The organism is Bacillus sp. FSL K6-2861 (assembly GCF_038630725.1).
GTDB classification, from domain to species: domain Bacteria; phylum Bacillota; class Bacilli; order Bacillales; family Bacillaceae; genus Bacillus; species Bacillus velezensis.
Genome location: NZ_CP152037.1, coordinates 3,223,874 through 3,243,286 on the forward strand (window position 1 = coordinate 3,223,874; position 19,413 = coordinate 3,243,286).

Consider the following 19,413-nt stretch of genomic DNA (forward strand, 5'->3'; position numbering starts at 1 on the left):
CCTGACAGCCTGATCGTTACCTGCGGCCATTTGATGTGTGCTGTTATTTTTTTTCATCTTTTTTCTCATCTTTCTTGTCGTTCTCTTTGTTATCTTTCGCTTTGTCTTGTTTGCTTTCATCCTGTCCGGCGGAAGCTTCGGCGGTGTCACCGTTTTCCTCCGCTTCTTTATGCTGCTCCTCCGCCTCTTTTTTCGCCTTCGCAAGCTCGCTTTCCACGGCGTCCAGTTCTTTCTGCTTTTCGTCGTCTTTCATACTGTCATCCGCTAATAATTGCTGTTTATATTTTGTAAGTCCGAGCCAGATGTACGGGTTGTACTCAAGATTGCGGCCGATTTTGATGGCTTCTTCATTTTCCCCTCTGCCGATATCAATCCAATAAAGGAAATGCTTCGGGTCTGATTGCAGCGTGACCAGATTCCCGATGTTTTTCCGCTGCTCTTCCCTCAGATTTTCAACTGCCACATAAGAGGAAGCAAGCTCGTACTGGACAGATTCCGGGAGGCTTTCCGCATCGTATTTGGCGAGTGTGTCAATGACTTTGCTGTACTGCTGATTTAAAAAATAGCGGTTGCTTTCCGTAATTGCCTCTTGCTTTGGCTGGGCGAAAAACAGAACGTATAAGGAGTAAAGAAGTGTCGGCACAAGGAGGACGGCAAGCGCCAGACCGGCGTATCTTTGGATTTTCCATTTCTTTTTCGGCAGTTTTATGTATGTCTTGTCCCTTTCTTCGAGGGAATCAATTGCGGTTTGAATGGTTTCTTCCAGTTCTTCAATCGTCTCCGCCTCTAGCACGCTTTTCACCTCAGGAGAGAAGTGAAGCGTCTCCTTGTACTTCAAATATTCATCGAAGGTGTACGCCCCGTCAGCTGCAAGCGCCGCACAGGCTTTGAGCTCTTTTAACACCCTTTCTCTATCTTCCTCATAAGGCGGAAGGCTTTCCTTTACGCCGTAATGAAGAAAGTAAGGCGTCAGCGCTTTATCAAACACGATATTTTCAGGGGCGGCAATCAGATTGAGACGTTTCAGCTTATGCTGTTTCACGGCTTGGACGAGACGGTAGGCAAATTGCCACCTGCTTTTTTTATCTTTTCCTTTTATATAGCGGAAAGCCTGATAAGAAGAAGGAGGTTTGATTGTGATGGTTACTTCGTCTTCTGAAACTGAGACCTCTTTTTGAAAAAAAGGATCAGCATCTTTAATCACGTTTGCTTCCAGCCCGTCAAGAAGCTTGATTTTTTCCCGCTGGAAGGTGAACGTGAAGCCTGATTCGGTTTCTTCCCGGACGGCGTCTAATTCTGTTTCTAAATAAGATCTGTTATGACCTGTCATTCCACCATGTCCTTTCATAAAATTTCAAGGCGGTCTCCGTTCGTAATGCCGCAGTCAGATAGCTTTTGTTCTCCGGAAAAAACCGCTTCTTTATTGACCACTCTGATCCAATAGCCTTCACGCGGCGGAACGGATACATGCTGAGCCTGCCGGGCAATATCAATGACTTTTTTCACAGAATGGTAATCTGACAATCTGAGATCGAAGACGCTGCCGTTATAATGTGTTAAATCTATTGTAATATCGATATACATATTCATATCACCCTTACATAGAAAGAGCGCCGTCTTCTTGATTGAATCAGGCGCTCCGTTTCTTCATTCATCTTATTATCCGCGAATTTGGTTAGCGATATCTTGGTCAGTAGACTCAAGCGTATTTGCCGTTTGATCGAGCTGATGATTCACATCTTGAAGCAATTCAGACATTTTAATAAATGAAGGTTTCAGCTGCTCATATTGATCTGCGAATGCTTCACTTGAAGCACCTTCCCACATGCCTTTCAAATCAGAAATCATGCGGTTCAGGCGGTCAACCTGATTCATGACTTCCTGACTTTCAACGCCATATTGCTTAGCCATCGCTCTTAGCTCTTCGGGTGTGACACGAATTAATCCAGACATATTCCTTATACCCTCCTGTGTCATCAGCCTAAATATGGGCTAATTCACTTATTTTTTGAACGTCATTATTATAAAAACAACCATTCGGCACAGTCAAACAAATCTGTTTTAATTTTACAAAATGAGTCTTATGATATATTGGATTTTTCGTCACATTTACACATTTTGTAAATATAGTAGTATGATTTTCTTATTATTTTCGTTTTCATCGAATGATCTTATTGTCCTAGTCTATTTCCCTGCAAAGATGCCTTTCAGTCTGAAAAGCAAGATGGTAAGATCAAGATATGAAGCTATGAAAAAGTAGGGATACAGATGACCAATCCAAAGGATCCATTTAAGTACAGTTTCGACAGGCTTGAAGATGTTGCCGACCATATCAGTGAAGTTCTTCAATGCCCCATTACAATAGAAGACGTTAATCATAAACTGCTTGCATACAGCACGCACAGCGATTGTACAGATCCGGCCCGGACGTCGACGATTATCGGGCGGAGGGTGCCGGAAAAAGTCATCAACAAACTCTGGAAAGACGGAACCATTCCGGCCCTTTTAAAAACGGACCAGCCGATCAAAGTGAAAGAAATCGACGAGGTGGGCCTGAGCAACCGCGTGGCGATTTCCATCTGGAAAAACAGTCAGGTTCTCGGATTTATTTGGGCGCTTGAGATCAAAAAAAAGCTCAATGACGAAGATCTGAAGACACTTCAGCTGGCAGCCAAAGCGGTGCGGAACAAGCTTTTGCACCTGCAGATCCGCAAAACGAAAATCGAAGAGCGGGGCCAGGAGTTTTTTTGGAAAATGCTGACCGGCCATATTTATCAGGAAGCCGAAATGGCCGAAGGGTTTCATAAGCTCGGGATGGCGCTGCCGTCCGTGTTCAGCGTCATGATCATCCGTTTACATGATGAGCTGACTGAAAAGACGGAACAGCAGCTGCAATATTTGCAGGAAACGACACAGCAGATTCATGTCATGCTGGCGACTGTTGATTCAAATGAATTAATCTTATTAGCCGCGCCGAAAACCGATCAGCCTTTTAAAGATGTAAAGCACTTCGCCCTTCATATTCAAAAACAGCTGAAGGAACGATATAAAATTGAGGATGCGTCGATTGCGGTCGGCGGTATTTACGAATCGATTTCTTATGTTTACCGCTCCTATCAGGAAGCGCTTTCCGTATTAAAAGCGAAAGAGCGGTTTGTGAGAGAAACCAAACACCTTTTCAGCTTTTCGGAACTCGGCATTTATCAGTACCTGGATGTGTTGGATGAAAAACGCAAGCACAGCGGCTATATGAACTATTCCCTCTCAAAGCTTGAGCAGTATGACAGGGAGCACCAAGCCGATATGGTAAAAACGCTCGAACATTTTATTGATGCCGACAGCAACGTCAACACCGCCGCTAAAGCGCTTAACATCCATGTCAATACATTGAATTACAGGCTGAAAAGAATCAGCCAGATCGCAGAAATCGACTTAAAAAATGTGAATGAAAAGTTTACGATTTACCTTGATATCAAACTTCGCAGCATGGGTTCGTGAAATTTCACAAATCCGTGTTTTTTTATTTTCTGTTTCAAACAAAGAATTTTCGCAAAAATCGCGCTACACTTGAAACATCACACAAACATTGGGGGAAACAGACATGATTATCGGGGTTCCAAAGGAAATCAAAAACAATGAAAATCGAGTGGCTTTAACACCTGGAGGCGTTTCACAGCTTATCGGAAACGGCCATCGGGTTCTTGTGGAATCCGGAGCGGGACTCGGAAGCGGCTTTACAAATGAAGATTATGTATCAGCAGGGGCGGAAATTCTGGAGGACAGAAAGCAAGTATGGGATGCGGAAATGGTCATGAAGGTAAAAGAACCGCTGGCTGAAGAGTATGCGTATTTCCGTCAAGGTCTGGTCTTATTCACTTACCTTCATTTAGCTGCAGAGCCGGAATTAGCTAAAGCGCTTACAGAAAAAGGCGTGACAGCTATCGCGTACGAAACGGTAACGGACGGACGTTCCCTTCCGCTGCTTACGCCGATGTCCGAAGTGGCCGGCAGAATGGCCGCGCAGATCGGGGCTCAGTTTCTTGAAAAACCAAAGGGCGGAAAAGGAATTTTATTAGCCGGCGTACCGGGTGTATCCCGCGGAAAAGTCACGATCATCGGAGGGGGCGGCGTCGGAACAAATGCCGCGAAAATGGCTGTCGGACTCGGTGCCGATGTGACAATGATCGATTTGAACGCAGACCGCCTGCGTCAGCTTGATGATATTTTCGGGCATCAGATTAAAACATTGATGTCAAACCCTGTAAATATTGCAGATTCCGTCGCGGAAGCGGACCTTCTGATCTGCGCCGTGCTCATCCCGGGAGCCAAAGCGCCGACTCTCGTTACGGAAGAAATGGTTAAACAAATGAAACCGGGTTCCGTCATTGTTGATGTTGCCATCGATCAGGGCGGCATTGTGGAAACCGTTGATCATATTACAACCCACGATAATCCGACTTACGAAAAACACGGCGTCGTTCACTACGCTGTCGCCAATATGCCGGGCGCCGTACCGCGTACGTCTACGCTCGCATTAACGAATGTAACCGTTCCTTACGCGCTTCAAATCGCCAATAAAGGCGCGGCACAAGCCATTGCAGACAGCCCTGCGCTTAAAGCGGGCTTAAATACGGCTAACGGACATGTCACGTATGAAGCGGTAGCCAAAGACTTAGGCTATGACTACGTGCCTGCTGAAAAAGCAATGCAAGGTTCGGCTGCAAAAGCTTAATAGATATGAAGAGGACAGCCTGATCAGCGGGCTGTCCTTTTTTCTTTCTCATAAAAGGAAAAACGGCCCCCTGTCTCGAATATCAATTCATATCCCGGAAGAAAAAGGAGGATTCATATGGCTGTTCAGCACTATGGTGTATTAAAAGGCACTGTGTCAGATATGAAAAGGGAAACAGATGATGATTCTCCGCATTTTCAAGTCGAGGTGCTAGGCGAGCCTTATACGCGCTATCGCTGTGCGATCAATGTCATGTCAAGTTCAAAAGAATCAGAGGTTCTGTATGCGGCACGCGATCATTTTGACGCAAGCGCGATCACCCTGCTGCCCAACATTCCGTATGGATATACCCCAATTGATGAAACCAGCCGTGAGCTGGCGCTGGATTATGTCCGCGGCGGATTGTTTGATCCCCGGAACATGGTGCCCCTCCCGCATGAAGTCACCGGTCCGGATAATGACTTAAATGACTTTATTGAGACGTACATGCAAAAAGCGAAATCAGAAAAAGCCACCGTCTATATTTACGGCTCTAAATTCGGGCCGGAGCCGGGCGCTGATAAGATTTTCGGGTTCAAGCCGACAAACGGCATGCATAATATTCATATGAATCAGGGAAACCCAATTGATACACGCTGGAAGAAGGATAACGGAACGTGGCACGACGGCGGTATTTTAATCCAGTTTGCAGACCAGTGGGCCGCGGTCTTTTTGGCTTTTCTGTCTCAGTCATGGTGCACGGATGAAGAAGGCCACCCTTATACATTTTGTGATCATACACAGCTTAACGGCTGATGTCCGCATAAAAAGCCTGCCGAAATAACGGCAGGCTTTTCTTATTACATTTTAGCGGCTTCGGCCTGTTTCAGGCTTTCCGGCCTCATATCACGCCAGTTTGTTTCAATATATTCGAGACAAACTGGGCGGGTTTCATTCGTGAGGCGGGTTTCCCAGCCGTCCGGCACATCCAGATAGGCCGGCCACAGTGAGTACTGGCCTTCAGCATTGACGAGCACATGGTATGAGCCGTCTTCCCGTTCAAATGGATTTGTCATATCATCTCTTTCCTTTCTTTACCGGACTGTACGCCGTCCGTTTAATTTCTCTGCCAGAATCGCGCCGATGTCGGCAAGCGGGCCCGGCTGGCACATATCTTTATGGCGGCAGTCTAAGTCATACCGCTCGATTTCCCCCGTAATATACGGTTTCCAAGTATCCGGCTCAATCGGGTCAAACCACTCCGGAATAATTGTGGATCTGAAGAACAGCACATCTCCGTGGAACGGTTTCGGCTTGTATGTTCCTAACAGCCCGACAGAATTAATGTACGTGTCTTTCAGATTCATCATCACTGACTCGTCCAGGCTGGCTAATGCGCTTCCCTCACGGCGGAGAATGGTCAGCGCGGTGTCAAAATCAAGCGGCTGATCCCCGAGGCTGTCCGGGTCGTACCCTCCCAGGGCAAGCAGCGCGATGACGGCTTCCTCGTCATCAGGCGCATTTTTTATCGGCAGAAAATGATTCGGATACGCGTCAAGCATCACCAAAAGCGAAACCTCTTCACCCCGGCTCTGTAATTGTGTCGCCATGGCCTGAATGACATTCCCTCCGAGAGACCAGCCGAGCAGACGGTACGGCCCTTTCGGCTGCACGGTGCGGATTTTTTCAATATAATCCGCCGCCATGTCATCTAGGCTTTGCGGAAGCGATTCTTTTTTTCCGATGCCTCTCGCCTGTAAGCCGTATATCGGATAATCAGCCTCTAAAGAAGACATCAGCCCGGCATAACACCAGCTGAGACCGCCGGCCGGATGGACACAGAACAACGGTGTTTCTTCTCCTGCCGTTCTGAGCGGAAGAAGAACATCAAGCGCGCTTGCGCCCGTTCCTGACTCAAGTCTTTCAGCAAGACTTGCCACCGTAGGAGCTTCAAATAATGTTCCGATACTCAGCTCGGCTCCCATCGCTTCCCGAATACGGCTCATTAAATGAACCGCAAGCAAAGAATGGCCGCCTAAATCAAAGAATCTGTCATCAATACCGACACGCGGCAGGTGAAGCACCTCTGCGAACAGCTCACACAGCATTTCTTCCTGCGGCGTTCTCGGCCCCCGGCCGGTGACCTCCGTTTGGAAGTCAGGCACAGGGAGCGCTTTTCGGTCAAGCTTTCCATTCGGTGTCAGCGGCAGTTCATTCATTTGGACAAAAGCTGACGGAACCATGTAATCCGGCAGGCTTTCTTCGGCAAACCGGCGCATGTTTCCCGTGTCCAAGGTGCTGCCGGCAGATCGGACAAGGTAGGCGGCCAGCCGTTTATCTCCCGGCCGGTCTTCACGGACGACTACGGCGGCATCCTCAACATCCGGATGTTTGACGAGAACCGCTTCGATTTCTCCCAATTCAATCCGGAAACCGCGGATTTTAATCTGGTGGTCCGCCCTGCCCATATAATCAAGAGAACCGTCCGTCCGCAGACGGGCTAAATCCCCCGTCCGGTACATTCTCGTTCCCGGCGGGCCGTACGGATCAGCCACAAAGCGTTCGGCGGTCAGGCTTTGCCGCCCTAAGTAGCCGCGTGCCACGCCTCCTCCGGCCACATACATTTCGCCCGTGATGCCCGGGGGCACAGGCTCCAGCCGATCATCAAGCACATATACGTTCAGATCAGGAATGCCGCAGCCGATGAGGCTGTTTGCTCTCAGTTCGGCAATGTTTTTGTCTAATTCAAGGTAACTGACGTGCACCGTCGTTTCCGTAATGCCGTACATATTCACGAGTACCGGCTGATTGTCCGCGTGGCGGCTGTACCAATCCTCAAGCCGGCTCAGCTCAAGCGCCTCGCCGCCGAAGATGATATATCTGAGTACGAGCTGACGCCCCAGCTCTTTGTGTTCTTTTTCCGCATGCATCAGCTGGTAAAACGCTGACGGCGTTTGGTTAAGCACGGTTACCCGCTCTTTCACGAGGAGATGTAAAAACGCTTCCGGCGATCTGCTGATGTCATGCGGCACGACGACGAGACGTCCGCCGTGAAGCAGCGGCCCCCACATTTCCCAGACAGAGAAATCGAAAGCGTAGGAGTGAAACATCGTCCATACATCATCAGAATGAAAGTGATACCAATGCCGCGTCGACTCAAACAGCCGGATAACATTGCTGTGCGGAATGATGACACCTTTCGGCACACCTGTTGATCCCGACGTGTAAATGACGTAGGCCGGGTGAAGCGGTGACAGCGGCCGAATCCGGTCAGCGTCCGCAGGGTTCGTGACGGCATATCGCTCAAGTGTTTCTTTATTCTGCGGGTCATCCAAGATGAAGGCCGGCATGCCGCTTTCGATAGAGAGCTTACTTGCGCCTTCACGGTTGGTAAGCATAAATACGGGCTTGGCATCATGTAACATAAAAGCAATGCGGTCCGCGGGATAATCAGGATCAAGCGGCAGATACGCTGCCCCCGTCTTCAGGACGGCTAACAGCCCGACAATCATATCTAAAGAACGCGGCAGCGCCAGTGCGACAAACTGCTCCGGGCCGACGCCGCGGGCAATCATCATGTGCGCGAGCTGATTGGCTCTTTCATTCAGCTCTTTATAAGTGAGTCCGCTCTCTTCAAAAACTGCCGCCGTTTCATCCGATTTTGCGGCGGCTTGTATTTCAAACAGTTCAGGCAGTGTCTGCCGAGGCTGAATATGCTGTTTTGCCCGTTTAACCGGCAAAAGCTTCCGGCGCTCTTCATCAGAAAGAATGGTTAAGCTTCCGATCGGTTTTTCCGGATGTGATGCGGCATCTTCGAGCAGAAGAAGCAGGCGTCCGGCAAGTGCTTCAGCCGTTTCTTTTCTAAATAAGTCCGTACTGAACTCCAGCAGGCCTTCAATACCGGCAGGCGTGCCGTCGTCATGGCGCTGTTCAGCCAATTCCAGCGTCAAATCAAATTTGGACGATCCGACACTGCTGATTTGCAGGCTTGTTTCCATATCAGGAAGACTGAGTACAGGGTCAGGCGTATTTTGGAATGCGAGCATCACTTGGAACAGCGGATGTCTTGACCGGGAACGAACCGGATTCAATTCTTCCACGAGACGTTCAAACGGCACGTCCTGATGTTCATATGCTGCGAGATTCATTTCCCTGACCCTTTCAAGGAGCTCACAAAAGCTCGGATCGCCAGAGGTATCGGTTCTCAGTACGAGTGTATTAATGAACATACCCACAAGGTCTCCCAATGCGTCATCACTGCGGCCGGCTATCGGACTGCCGATCGGAATATCGGTCCCTGCACCGAGCCGGGTCAGTAACGCGGAAAGCCCTGATTGAAGCACCATAAACAGGCTTACGCGCTGATTTCTGGCAAGTGAGAGAAGACGGGCATGAAGCTCTTGGCCGATGTTGACCCGAATGACGCCGCCCCTGTAGCTTGATTCAGCGGGACGCGGAAAATCAGACGGCAGCTCCAGCTGATCCGGTACATTTTCAAGCGTTTTCTTCCAGAAATCCAGCTGGCGCGCAATTAAGCTCTCAGAATCAGACGCGCTGCCTAAAAGCTGCTGCTGCCAAAGCGCATAATCCGCATATTGAACCGCCAGCGGCGCCCATTCTGCTTTTTCACCTGTTTGCCGGGCGATATAGGCTATGGATAAGTCACGCATGAGCGGATTCAAGGACCAGCCGTCACCTGCAATGTGATGCAGGAGAATCATCAGCGTATACTCGCCGTCACCAAGATCAAACAGCTCGGCTCGGACGGCCGGCTCTTTAGCGAGATCAAACCGATATCGTGCCGCAGCGGCAAGCATGTCTTGGAGCTCGTTTTTGTCTGCACGTGTCACTGTAAACACAGGGCGGGCTTCTTCAGCAGATAAAATGAGCTGATGAGATGATCCCTTATTTTCCGGAAAAACGGTGCGCAGGCTTTCATGACGGCTGACAACATCGTAAAAGGCGTGTTTCAGCGCTGATTGGTCAAGCTTGCCTGACATGCGGACAATCACCGGAATGTTATAAGTCGGGCTTGGCCCTTCAAGACAGTAGAGAAACCATAGACGCAGCTGCGCAAATGACAGCGGGATGTGCTCCGGCCGGTCAAACGGCTTGAGCTTAGGCCGCGCACTCTTTGCGGTGTCAAGCTGTGCGGCGAGCCCGGCAACGGTCGGCGTATCAAACAGGCGGCCGATGCCAAGCTCTGCGTCCATCGTCTCCCGAACCCGACTCATCAGGCGTCCGGCTAAGAGCGAATGTCCGCCCAATTCAAAGAACCCGTCATCAATTCCGACCCGCGCGAGACCGAGAACCTCGGCAAACAGATCGCATAATATTTCTTCCTGCGGCGTCCGCGGCCCTCTGTCAGACAGGACAGCGGAAAAATCAGGTGCAGGCAGAGCGCTGCGATCGAGCTTCTTATTCGGCGTCAGCGGCAATTCTTTCAGCTGTACAAACGCGCCCGGCACCATATAATCGGGCAGGCTTTCGGCCATATATGCACGAAGTCCGCCGATATCAAGGGGCTGATCCGCGACAGCGTAAGCCGCCAGCCGCTTATCTCCGGGCTGGTCTTCACGGACAATGACGGCGGCCTGCGAAATACCCGGATATTTCGACAGCACCGACTCAATTTCTCCTAATTCTATCCGGAACCCGCGGATTTTAATTTGATGATCGGCTCTGCTGATATAATCAAGCGAGCCGTCCTCACGCCAGCGCACGAGATCTCCCGTCCGGTACATCCTCGCGCCCGCGGGCCCGTACGGATCGGCAATGAATCTTTCCGCTGTTAAATCAGGACGGTTATAATAACCTCTGGCAAGCCCCTCGCCCGCGATATAAAGCTCGCCCGCGATTCCCGGCGGGACGGGCTGCAATGCGGCGTCCAGCACATATACCCGCGTGTTCCAAATCGGCTTTCCGATCGGAGGCGCCCCTGTATGGCCTTTTGCAAGCGGCTGTGCGGCCGACCAGATTGTTGTTTCAGTCGGCCCGTACAGATTCGTCACTGTACACCTTGATTCAAGCAGAGCATGCATAAGCGCGTTCGGAAGCGCCTCACCTCCGACAAGCACCTGCAGCGCCCGGAGAGAATCCGGTTCATTGGTGACTAATGAATGCCACAATGTCGGCGTTGCCTGCATGATTGAAATACCGTATGAGTGAATCATGTGCGCAAGCGCCCGCGGTTCCTGAATCGTCTCTTTACGTGCGATGACGCACCCCGCCCCGCTGATGAGCGGAAGGAAGAGTTCAAGTCCGGAAATATCAAACGCCGCAGTCGTAACGGCAAGCAGGCGGTCTTGTTCGCCTAGCGGGAACATTTCCCGCATGGATAAGAGGAAATTGCTTACGCTTTTTAATGTGACGACTACGCCTTTCGGTTTGCCCGTTGAGCCCGATGTATAAATGATATAAGCGGGGTGCAAAGGCGAACATTCCGCCTGAGCGGGACAGTCAGCATTTTGAGCGGCAACGGTTTTTACCGTATTCGGGTCATCGAGAATGATCCTTTTTGCATCACTGTCTTCCGGCATGCGGCCGGATAATTCCATCGTTGTAATCAGGCATGCAGGCTGTGCATCTTTGAGCATGTATGTGATCCGCTCAGAAGGAAAATCAGGATCAAGCGGCAGGTATGCGGCTCCCGTTTTCAAAACGGCCAGCATGCTCACGGCCAACTCCTGTGACCGCGGAAGCAGCAAAGCGGCAAATTGTTCCGGTCCGAGCCCCTTTTCCTTTAGCATGCCGGCAAGCTGGTTCGCGCGCTTGTTCAATTCGGCATAGCTGAGCTCTTCGTTTTCGGTGATGATTGCCGGCCGGTCCGGTGTTTTTACGGTCTGTTCGTAAAACAGCTCCGGCAGACTTTTCTGCTTCTCGGCCTTGCACGTGTCATTCCAGCTATCCAGTACGCGGAGACGTTCACTTTCAAGCAGAAGGTTGAGTGTGCCGATTTTTTGTGTCTGGTCTTTCACAGCTGATTCCAACAGAAGCAGGAATCGTTTTTGATGGTTTTCAATATCTTCGGCGCTGTACACTTCCGGATTCGCATCAAAGTCCACACGCATTCCGCTTCCGTCCGCTCTGTCGTAAACGTTAATTGACAAATCATCAACAGGCCCTGCTGATAAATTATGGACGGTCCCTGGCGCTCCGGCGAAATCAAGCGCGTAGTCAAACGGCATCACATTGACTTGCGGGCCGAACAGCCTGCGATTTTCTCCGAGCAATTTAAGGTCGCGGCGCATGTCTTCATGGCGGTATTTCTGATGGCGCCGGATGTTTCGGATTTCTTTTGCCACTTGGCTGACGGCCTCATGAAAATTCATATCCGGGCGGAGCGAAAGCCGCAAAGGCAGCAGATTCATGACCATACTCGGAATATTCAGTGAAATTGAGCCGATCCGCCCCATCATCGGTAAACCGAGCACGATATCCCCTGCGTTTGTCATCCGATGGACATATACCGCCGCTGCGGCCGTGACGGCTTCATGCCAGTTCGGAATCGCTTTTACATGCTGTAAAGCCGTTTCAGAAAGATAAGCCGTGCTTCTCCGAAAACGTGTTGACGTTCGCGGCGCTCTTTCTGCCAAACTGACGACATCAGGTTCATCCGCAAATTTCTCCATCCAAAATTCCCGATCTTTCAGGAATTGATCAGACGCGCGGTACTCTTGATCTTCTTTTACCAGATCCTCCAAAGAACCGAAGGAGCGCCCGTTATCCGGACGTCCTTCCCGTATTGCGGTGTACATTTGCGCCGTACGCCGTGCCAGCAGTGAAAAACCGTAGCCGTCTATCGCAATGTGGTGAATGCGCTGATACCAGAAAAAGCGTTCCGGTCCCGCCTGAAATAAAATGTCGCGGAACAAAGGCCCGGCCGCCATATCAACGGGCTCAGCCAAATCTGTCTGCATGAGTCTGAGTGCGGCCTGCTTCGGATCAGCTTCTGAACTCACATCTATGACATCGATCGCAGCCTCAAATGGAGGATTGATGATCTGCTTCGGCCCGTCTGCTCCCTCCTCGAAGCGGGCGTGTAATGACGCGGCTTCCGTCAGCACGCGTTCGAGAGCGGTTTTAAATATGTTCACATCGATCGCGCCGTTTATCTCAACGTACTCGCCTGTATTGTAAATCGGATTATCAGGATCAAGCTGCTGCGCAAACCAGATACCGGCCTGTGCGCCTGTCAGAGGCAGCTGTTGTGTATCATGCATTCTATTCTCTCCCTTTATAAATAATCTGCGTTCGGCAAGACTTTTTGAGATCGGGAAGAAAGAAGTCTCCACCACTCTTCCAGCGTCGGGTTCTCCGCCAGTTCCACAAACGTCACTTCAGCTCCGTCACGGCGCCATTGTTCGACAAGGCTCATGATTCTGACGGAGTCAAGACCTCTGTCCAGCAGGTCTTCATGATCCGGAATATCAGACGGTGATTCTTGAAGAATCGCCGCAATTTGTTCCCGCACCCGGTCTTTTGTCAATACGGCGGAAACCTTCTCTTCTCCTTCAGAAACCGGCGCGTCGCCCAGCAGCTCCAGCACTTCGTTTGTCAAAGCTGTGTAAGCGCAGCGCTGAGACGCATATTCGATGGCCATCTTATGTTTTTCTGAAGAAAAATCAGCAACGGCGTCTCCGATAAAGAAGCTTTGGATATCATCCATAAATGCTTCACAGGCTGTGACGAGACAGCCGATGTGTGCATAAATTCCCGTAATCATGAGCTGGTCTCTGCCGCTTTCACGCATGATCTCAAGGAGATTCGTCCGTTTAAACGCGCTGTATCTCCACTTTGTGAGGACAATGTCCTGATCATCCGGGGCAAGCTCCGGAATGACCTTTTCTTCATAAGGCCCGCTTTTTAGCCCCGGCCCCCAAAAATCCGTCAGCAGCGCACGGTCCGCCGGGTCTTGGCTGCCCGGCTGTGCGGTATACACCACCGGAATGCCAAGTGCTTTGCATTGCTCTTTTATTTTTTTGATATTCTGAGACGCCTCTGTGATCGGAGCTTCACCTTTCGCAAAAGCATCGACGAAATAATTCTGCATGTCATGGATCAGAAGCACCGCGCGTTTCGGATTCAGCGTCCACGATACTTTATTTTCAGGCATATCTGACGCTGTCGGCAGCGCATATGCGGGAATAGACGGTATAGCCAATGTAAACACTTCCTTTTTTAAGATTGTTTGATTTCAGCCGGCTTTACTTTTTGGGCGATCGTTTCGCGAAGATCCTTTTTACTGACCTTGCCGACGCCGGTTTTCGGGAAAGAAGCGATAAATTCAATCCGGTCGGGGATTTTATATGCCGCCAGTCCGCGCTCACGCAAAAATGCTTTCAGCTCTCCCGGTTTCGGCGCTTCTCCTTTCGGGATGACGAACACACAGGATCGCTCCCCGAGAAAATCGTCCGGCATTGAAACCATGGCCGCGTCATGAACGGCAGGATGCGCAAGAAGGTGATTTTCCACCTCCTCAGCGGCTATTTTTTCACCGCCCCGATTGATTTGATCTTTCGCACGCCCTTCGACGATGATATAGCCGTCCGCCGTCAGTTTGACGATATCGCCGGTCTGATAAAATCCGTCGGCTGTGAATGATCTTTCATTATGTTCAGGCGCTTTATAATATCCGCGAATCGTGTAAGGGCCGCGTGTAAACAAATGTCCCGCTTCACCGGGGGCGACATCCCGCCCGTCATCGTCTAAAACCCTTACCTCATCAAAAGGTGACATCGGTCTGCCTTGCGTATTGACAATGATCTCTTCAGGATCATCCAGTCTCGTATAATTCACCAATCCTTCCGCCATTCCGAAAACCTGCTGAAGGGTGCATCCGAAAGCGCTCTTTACGCGGCGGGCCGCCTCAGCGCTGAATTTGGCGCCTCCCACCTGCAGCACTTGAAGGCTTGATAAATCATCACTTCGCGAACCGGATGCGTCCATCCACACCATCGCAAGCGGCGGGACGAGCGCTGTAATCGTGACACGTTCTTTCTCAATTAACGGGAAGCAGTCATCCGGGCTCGGCGTCGGTGACAGAACAACCCGGCCTCCGGCATATAAAGTTCCCAGCACACCTGGCGAGCTGAGCGGATAATTATGCGCTGTCGGCAGAGCAGCCAAATAAACGCTGTGTTGATCCAAGCCGCATATTTCCGCGCTGATGCGCAAACTGTATATGTAATCGTCGTGTGTTCGCGGAATCAGCTTGGACAGCCCCGTACTGCCTCCTGAAAGCTGTAAAAAGGCGACTTCCGCCGGGCTTACCTCTTCCAGCTGAACAGGCTCTCTATGCAGGCTGCTCAGTTCTTGAAACTCTTCAGCTTCGCCGGCCACAATGACATGCGCCAAATCCGGAAGTTTGTCTTTCACCTGTCTGGCAAGCGCCCTGTAATCAAAACCTGAATGCATATCAGGAATGATGTATGCTTTCGCCTCTGCAAACTCGCAGAAATACGTAATCTCACTGCTTCTATGAGAAGGCAGCGCGAAAACGGGCAGCGCTCCCAGCCGGAACAGCGCGAAAATCACTTCAAAAAACTCAGCGATATTCGGCAGCTGAACGACAACGCGGTCTTCCTTTTGAATTCCGAGCTTATGCAGCCCCGCCGCTAAACGATCTGCCCTTTCATCTAATTCTTTGTAGGTCCAATGTACATCTTTACACGTCACGGCAGTTTGATTTCCGTATAAAGCCGCGCGCTCTTTCAGCATTCCTCCGAACGTCTCACCCTTCCAGCAGCCGTCTTTTCGGTATTTGTCAGCCCATTCTTCCGGCCATGGCGTAAATCCAGTCAGCACGATCCGTTCCCTCCTTTTTTACAACTCATCTTGGTAAAGCCCCATCGCCCGGAGCATGGTGCGGAATTTGGCCGAGGTCTCGTCCAATTCATCCTGCGGCTTTGATCCGGCGACAATCCCGGCACCCGCAAAGAGCCGGAGAGACCTTGTTTCCGCTTCGGCGCAGCGGAGTGCGATAATCCATTCTCCGTCACCCTCAGCATCACACCAGCCCGCCATTCCCGTGTAGAAATTGCGGTCAAACGGCTCAATATCCTGAATCGCTTCTCTCGCCGCATCCGTCGGCGTTCCGCATACCGCGGGTGTCGGATGCAGGGCGATGGCCAGCTCAAGTGATGTCGTTGACGGATCACGCAGCTCTCCCTTTACCTCGGTGGACAGGTGCCACATCGCCTCAGTTTTAATGAGTGACGGTTTTTCCGGCACATCAAGCACACGGCAGAACGGTTTAAGGGCGGCGGCCACGGCGGCCACGACTACGGCATGTTCATGCAGATCTTTTGCTGATTGCAGCAGTTCTTCCGCTCTTCTCTGATCCTCGGCGGGATCTGTGCTGCGAGGTCTGGAACCTGCCAGCGGATTGGACAGAATCGATGTTCCGTTTTTGGACAGCAGCAGTTCAGGACTTGCGCCGAAAAGCGTTTTTCTTGTTTCTGACGTTCCCGTCACATCCGCAGCGAATGTATAGCCGCGCGGGTTGTGCTGCGCCAAATGCTTGACGGCCTGTGGAATGTCGATATTCTTTTCAGCGGTCAGATGAAGCGTCCTTGACAGCACGATTTTGCTGAGCGGACCGTCCGTAATGTTGAATACGCCTTGTTCCACACCGCTCATAAAGCCCTCAGGCTCCGGAACGGGACGGATGTCATATGTATTGGATTGCGGCTTTTCTGCGGAAGATTCCGCAAACGAAAGCGGGCCTGCCGTATGAACATTCTTCGGTACAAAAAGCCGGGAAGCTTTTCTGCCGTCAAAAGGAATGGCGCCGGCCGCAATCGGATGTTTGATGCCGGCTTGCTTTGCCTCAAGAAGCGTCTGTCTCACGCGTTCAGGCAGTGAATCCAGCTGATTTTCCGCGTCTGTATCAGGCACTTCCGCAAACATTCCTTCCGCAAGCATCGTACTTTTCGGGGAAGCTAAAAAGAACGCCCCGGGCTTGTAAGCATCCAGCACCTCTTTTGCAGACACTTCCGCCAATAAATGTTGATTTGTCATGTTTGTCCCTCCTTCTCGTTACATCAAACGCCTAAAGTAGCGCCGCCATCAACGCATAAATCATGCATCGTAATATGGTTTGCCTGTTCAGAAGCCAGAAACAAAACGGCATTTGCAATATCAGAAGGCTTCGCCAGCTTTTGAAGCGGAATTCCCGTTTTATATGTATCAAGCGAACCTCTGATGACGTCCCAGGCTCCGTTCTCGTCCTGCCACAGCGCCCGCTGCATGTCGGTTTCCGTTGAACCCGGAGATACGATGTTGCAGCGGATATGATGGGCCGCAAGCTCCAGTCCGAGGCATTTCGTAAACATGACGGCAGCCGCTTTTGACGCCGCATAAGCCGCCATGGAAGCACGCGGAACGCCGGCTGCATTCGAACCGACCGTAACGATGGCGCCTTTTTGACGCTCAATCATGTATCGGCTTACAGCCCGTGACACATGAAATACGCCGGTCGTATTAACAGAAAATGTTTGATCCCAATCTTCATCACTGAGGGATTGCACCGGACCCGGCCGCAGCACGCCCGCAACGTTCGCCAATATTTCAATAGGTCCCATGTCGCGTTCAACGGCGGCGATGATATCATTGACAGCCGCACTGTCAGATACATCTGCGGCAAACCCCTGCGCCTGCACGCCTTTTTTCCGAAGTCTGTCAGTAAGCCCGAGAAGCAGGTCTTCATTTGTATCTATAGCTGCCACATTTACGCCTTGTTCAGCAAGGGCAAGCGCTGTTGCTTCTCCGATGCCTTGAGCGGCGCCGGTGACAACGGCCGTTTTCCCTTTCATTCCCAATGCGTCCATATTATCATTCCCTTTCTATATTGATAATGATTATCATTATCAACTATGATTCAAGACAATCATATCCAAATCAAAACACGCAGTCAATTAGAAAATTAGAATCAGCCGCATTTAGTTCGAAGGGCCTGTTTTTTCTCATGCGGGAGAATACGGGGTATGCGGTCCTCCCGGATTCAGGCAGAAACGCAGGGCCCTGCTGATTAAAACGGGCAGGACAGAAATATGGCCCTCTCCTTCAAACTCGCTGTATTCAGCACGGACTCCATCATCTTCAAATCCGGATAATAAAGAGTACAGCGCCTCTGCGTGCTGCGGGATTCTGCTTTTATGTGTTTTTTCAATTTCTCCCGCAGCCAGCAATACGCTGACTTGAAGATTTTCCGCAGAGAGCCGGTCTGACAAACGTTCCGCTTTTTCCTGAATAAAACGCTTGTTCCAGTGAATTGACGGACTCCCGGCAACATAGGTCTGGAACATGTCCGGCCTCATCAAAAGCACTTGCAGCACAAAAAGACCGCCCAGCGAATGGCCGAAAATCGTCTGCCTGCCTCTGTCGATCGGATAATCCCGCTCCATCGCGGGCTTTACTTCTTCTTCTATAAAACTCAGAAACGCTTCCGCCCCTCCCTGTTCGGGCCATGCCGCGCCGCGCGGATGCACCGGCAGTTCTGATTCAGAAAGCGGCATCGTAAAATCACTGTGACGTTCGGCGGAAAACGGCTGATCTGTCGGGTAGCCGATTCCGACAATCACCGCCGGAACAACGCCTGTTTTTTCAGGCCGTCGGCTTTGCACCCGCAAAGCTTCGGCCATTGTGCCGAATACGGAATTCGCATCGAGCAGGTATATGACGGGGAAGCCGGATGCAGGCGGTTCTTCCTGAGGAAAAGAGACAAAGATACGATACATACGGCCTCCTTTTGAGCGCATTTCTCTTACTTCTGTGCCCGGAACCGCGTATCGGCCGTCCGGCGCGAAACCCCGCTTTATTTGTTTTCCGTCCATTATGTGTTCATCCCCTTTGCGGCAATTGCTTTATCTATGCTTATTGATAATGATTTTCAATATCAAAAGACACCTCAAATAATAGGTTTTTTGCCAAACAAAGTCAATGGATTTTTGATATAAAAAAAGCACCTTATTTCAATAAGGTACCTAAGAACTATATAGTGATAGGGGCTTAATCCCATGTAAAGCGCTCATTCTTCCATGGATCTCCCCTTATATGGTAGCCGTTTTTCTCCCAAAAGCCGGGGTGGTTTTCCTTTGTGAACTGAATGCCGCGCAGCCATTTTGCGCTTTTCCAAAAATAAAGATGGGGGAAAACGCCTCTGAGCGGATAGCCGTGCTCTGGCGTTAACGGCTCGCCGTTATGCGCATATGCCAGCAGGGATGTTTCCCGCGCAAAATCAGAAAGCGGCAGGTTGGCCGTCCAGCCCTCTTCAGCGTGCAGAATGACGAATCCCGCTTCTTTGTGCACGCCCGCTTTCTCAGCGATGTCTTTGGCGCGTATTCCCTGCCAGATATTATCAAGACGGGACCAGCCCGTGACGCAATGAATATCATTTTTCACTTCGGCTTCAGGAAAGGATTTGATATCTTCAAAGCTTAACAGCATAGGACGGTCAACAAGTCCGTACACTTGCAGATTCCATTTTGACATATCTTCATAATAAGGAACATTTCCGGCGTGAAGCACGGGAAACTTCGTTGTGACATTTTGGTTTGGCGGAATCCGTTCCGACTGTTTTGTTTGTTTCGTTTTCCCGAAAAACATATGGCTCCCTCCATTTAGTAAACCTATATTAAATCTTTGTTGACAATCAATCACCCTTCGATTACGCTAATCTGGTACAAGTGTAAGGGGGAAAA

Annotated in this window: 14 protein-coding genes; 3 read left to right on the top strand and 11 right to left on the bottom strand. The window is 50.5% G+C overall.

Annotated features, from left to right (window positions below; translation table 11 throughout):
- Positions 1–43: 43 nt before the first annotated feature.
- The 3 genes from essB to NYE62_RS16005 all read right to left on the bottom strand — a co-directional run bounded on the left by essB (position 44) and on the right by NYE62_RS16005 (position 1,953).
- Entirely contained in the window at positions 44–1,330 is a 1,287-nt protein-coding gene (gene essB, locus NYE62_RS15995; protein ID WP_039063744.1) for a type VII secretion protein EssB, read from the bottom strand.
- A 14-nt stretch (positions 1,331–1,344) separates the two neighbouring features.
- Entirely contained in the window at positions 1,345–1,584 is a 240-nt protein-coding gene (locus NYE62_RS16000; RefSeq protein WP_007408690.1) for an EsaB/YukD family protein, read from the bottom strand.
- Positions 1,585–1,659: 75 nt separating this feature from the next.
- On the bottom strand, positions 1,660–1,953 hold the full coding sequence (locus NYE62_RS16005) for a WXG100 family type VII secretion target (protein WP_003152013.1): 294 nt from the start codon (positions 1,951–1,953) through the stop codon (positions 1,660–1,662).
- Positions 1,954–2,268: 315 nt separating this feature from the next.
- Between NYE62_RS16005 and NYE62_RS16010 the strand changes: the two genes are divergently transcribed.
- From NYE62_RS16010 to NYE62_RS16020, 3 genes are all read left to right on the top strand, one after another.
- Positions 2,269–3,498, top strand: a complete 1,230-nt coding sequence (locus NYE62_RS16010) for a PucR family transcriptional regulator (protein WP_007408691.1) — start codon at positions 2,269–2,271, stop codon at positions 3,496–3,498.
- Between the two features lie 103 nt (positions 3,499–3,601).
- Positions 3,602–4,732, top strand: coding sequence for an alanine dehydrogenase (ald, locus tag NYE62_RS16015; protein WP_003152011.1), 1,131 nt, complete (start codon positions 3,602–3,604; stop codon positions 4,730–4,732).
- Positions 4,733–4,849: 117 nt separating this feature from the next.
- On the top strand, positions 4,850–5,527 hold the full coding sequence (locus NYE62_RS16020) for a YukJ family protein (RefSeq protein ID WP_342497055.1): 678 nt from the start codon (positions 4,850–4,852) through the stop codon (positions 5,525–5,527).
- A gap of 44 nt (positions 5,528–5,571) precedes the next feature.
- Here the strand turns inward: NYE62_RS16020 and NYE62_RS16025 are convergent, their stop codons facing one another.
- From NYE62_RS16025 to NYE62_RS16060, 8 genes are all read right to left on the bottom strand, one after another.
- Positions 5,572–5,787: an MbtH family protein gene (locus NYE62_RS16025; RefSeq protein ID WP_007408694.1), complete on the bottom strand. Its 216-nt coding sequence runs from the start codon at positions 5,785–5,787 to the stop codon at positions 5,572–5,574.
- A gap of 18 nt (positions 5,788–5,805) precedes the next feature.
- Positions 5,806–12,933 carry an amino acid adenylation domain-containing protein gene (locus tag NYE62_RS16030; protein WP_342497056.1) on the bottom strand — a complete coding sequence of 2,376 codons (7,128 nt, stop codon included), beginning with the start codon at positions 12,931–12,933 and terminating at the stop codon, positions 5,806–5,808.
- A 14-nt stretch (positions 12,934–12,947) separates the two neighbouring features.
- Positions 12,948–13,874 (bottom strand): isochorismatase, encoded by a 927-nt coding sequence (locus NYE62_RS16035; protein ID WP_342497057.1) that lies wholly within the window; start codon positions 13,872–13,874, stop codon positions 12,948–12,950.
- A 17-nt stretch (positions 13,875–13,891) separates the two neighbouring features.
- Positions 13,892–15,517 carry a (2,3-dihydroxybenzoyl)adenylate synthase gene (locus NYE62_RS16040; RefSeq protein WP_007408697.1) on the bottom strand — a complete coding sequence of 542 codons (1,626 nt, stop codon included), beginning with the start codon at positions 15,515–15,517 and terminating at the stop codon, positions 13,892–13,894.
- Between the two features lie 18 nt (positions 15,518–15,535).
- Positions 15,536–16,732 carry an isochorismate synthase DhbC gene (dhbC, locus tag NYE62_RS16045; RefSeq protein ID WP_033574907.1) on the bottom strand — a complete coding sequence of 399 codons (1,197 nt, stop codon included), beginning with the start codon at positions 16,730–16,732 and terminating at the stop codon, positions 15,536–15,538.
- Between the two features lie 23 nt (positions 16,733–16,755).
- A complete protein-coding gene (locus NYE62_RS16050) occupies positions 16,756–17,541 on the bottom strand; it encodes a 2,3-dihydro-2,3-dihydroxybenzoate dehydrogenase (protein WP_040238941.1) in 786 nt (261 codons plus the stop codon).
- Between the two features lie 135 nt (positions 17,542–17,676).
- A complete protein-coding gene (locus NYE62_RS16055) occupies positions 17,677–18,546 on the bottom strand; it encodes an alpha/beta hydrolase (protein WP_342497058.1) in 870 nt (289 codons plus the stop codon).
- 175 nt (positions 18,547–18,721) lie between these two features.
- Positions 18,722–19,318: a sulfite oxidase-like oxidoreductase gene (locus NYE62_RS16060; protein ID WP_251257637.1), complete on the bottom strand. Its 597-nt coding sequence runs from the start codon at positions 19,316–19,318 to the stop codon at positions 18,722–18,724.
- Between the last annotated feature and the right edge of the window lie 95 nt (positions 19,319–19,413).

What these genes read in the sequence shown, in the direction of transcription:
- ald (WP_003152011.1), top strand. Translation starts at nt 3,602, where the DNA reads ATGATTATCGGGGTTCCAAAGGAAATCAAAAACAATGAAAATCGAGTG.
- essB (WP_039063744.1), bottom strand. Translation starts at nt 1,330, where the DNA reads ATGACAGGTCATAACAGATCTTATTTAGAAACAGAATTAGACGCCGTC.
- NYE62_RS16030 (WP_342497056.1), bottom strand. Translation starts at nt 12,933, where the DNA reads ATGCATGATACACAACAGCTGCCTCTGACAGGCGCACAGGCCGGTATC.
- NYE62_RS16010 (WP_007408691.1), top strand. Translation starts at nt 2,269, where the DNA reads ATGACCAATCCAAAGGATCCATTTAAGTACAGTTTCGACAGGCTTGAA.
- NYE62_RS16060 (WP_251257637.1), bottom strand. Translation starts at nt 19,318, where the DNA reads ATGTTTTTCGGGAAAACGAAACAAACAAAACAGTCGGAACGGATTCCG.
- NYE62_RS16005 (WP_003152013.1), bottom strand. Translation starts at nt 1,953, where the DNA reads ATGTCTGGATTAATTCGTGTCACACCCGAAGAGCTAAGAGCGATGGCT.
- dhbC (WP_033574907.1), bottom strand. Translation starts at nt 16,732, where the DNA reads ATGACAAATCAACATTTATTGGCGGAAGTGTCTGCAAAAGAGGTGCTG.
- NYE62_RS16055 (WP_342497058.1), bottom strand. Translation starts at nt 18,546, where the DNA reads ATGGACGGAAAACAAATAAAGCGGGGTTTCGCGCCGGACGGCCGATAC.
- NYE62_RS16050 (WP_040238941.1), bottom strand. Translation starts at nt 17,541, where the DNA reads ATGGACGCATTGGGAATGAAAGGGAAAACGGCCGTTGTCACCGGCGCC.
- NYE62_RS16020 (WP_342497055.1), top strand. Translation starts at nt 4,850, where the DNA reads ATGGCTGTTCAGCACTATGGTGTATTAAAAGGCACTGTGTCAGATATG.
- NYE62_RS16000 (WP_007408690.1), bottom strand. Translation starts at nt 1,584, where the DNA reads ATGTATATCGATATTACAATAGATTTAACACATTATAACGGCAGCGTC.
- NYE62_RS16025 (WP_007408694.1), bottom strand. Translation starts at nt 5,787, where the DNA reads ATGACAAATCCATTTGAACGGGAAGACGGCTCATACCATGTGCTCGTC.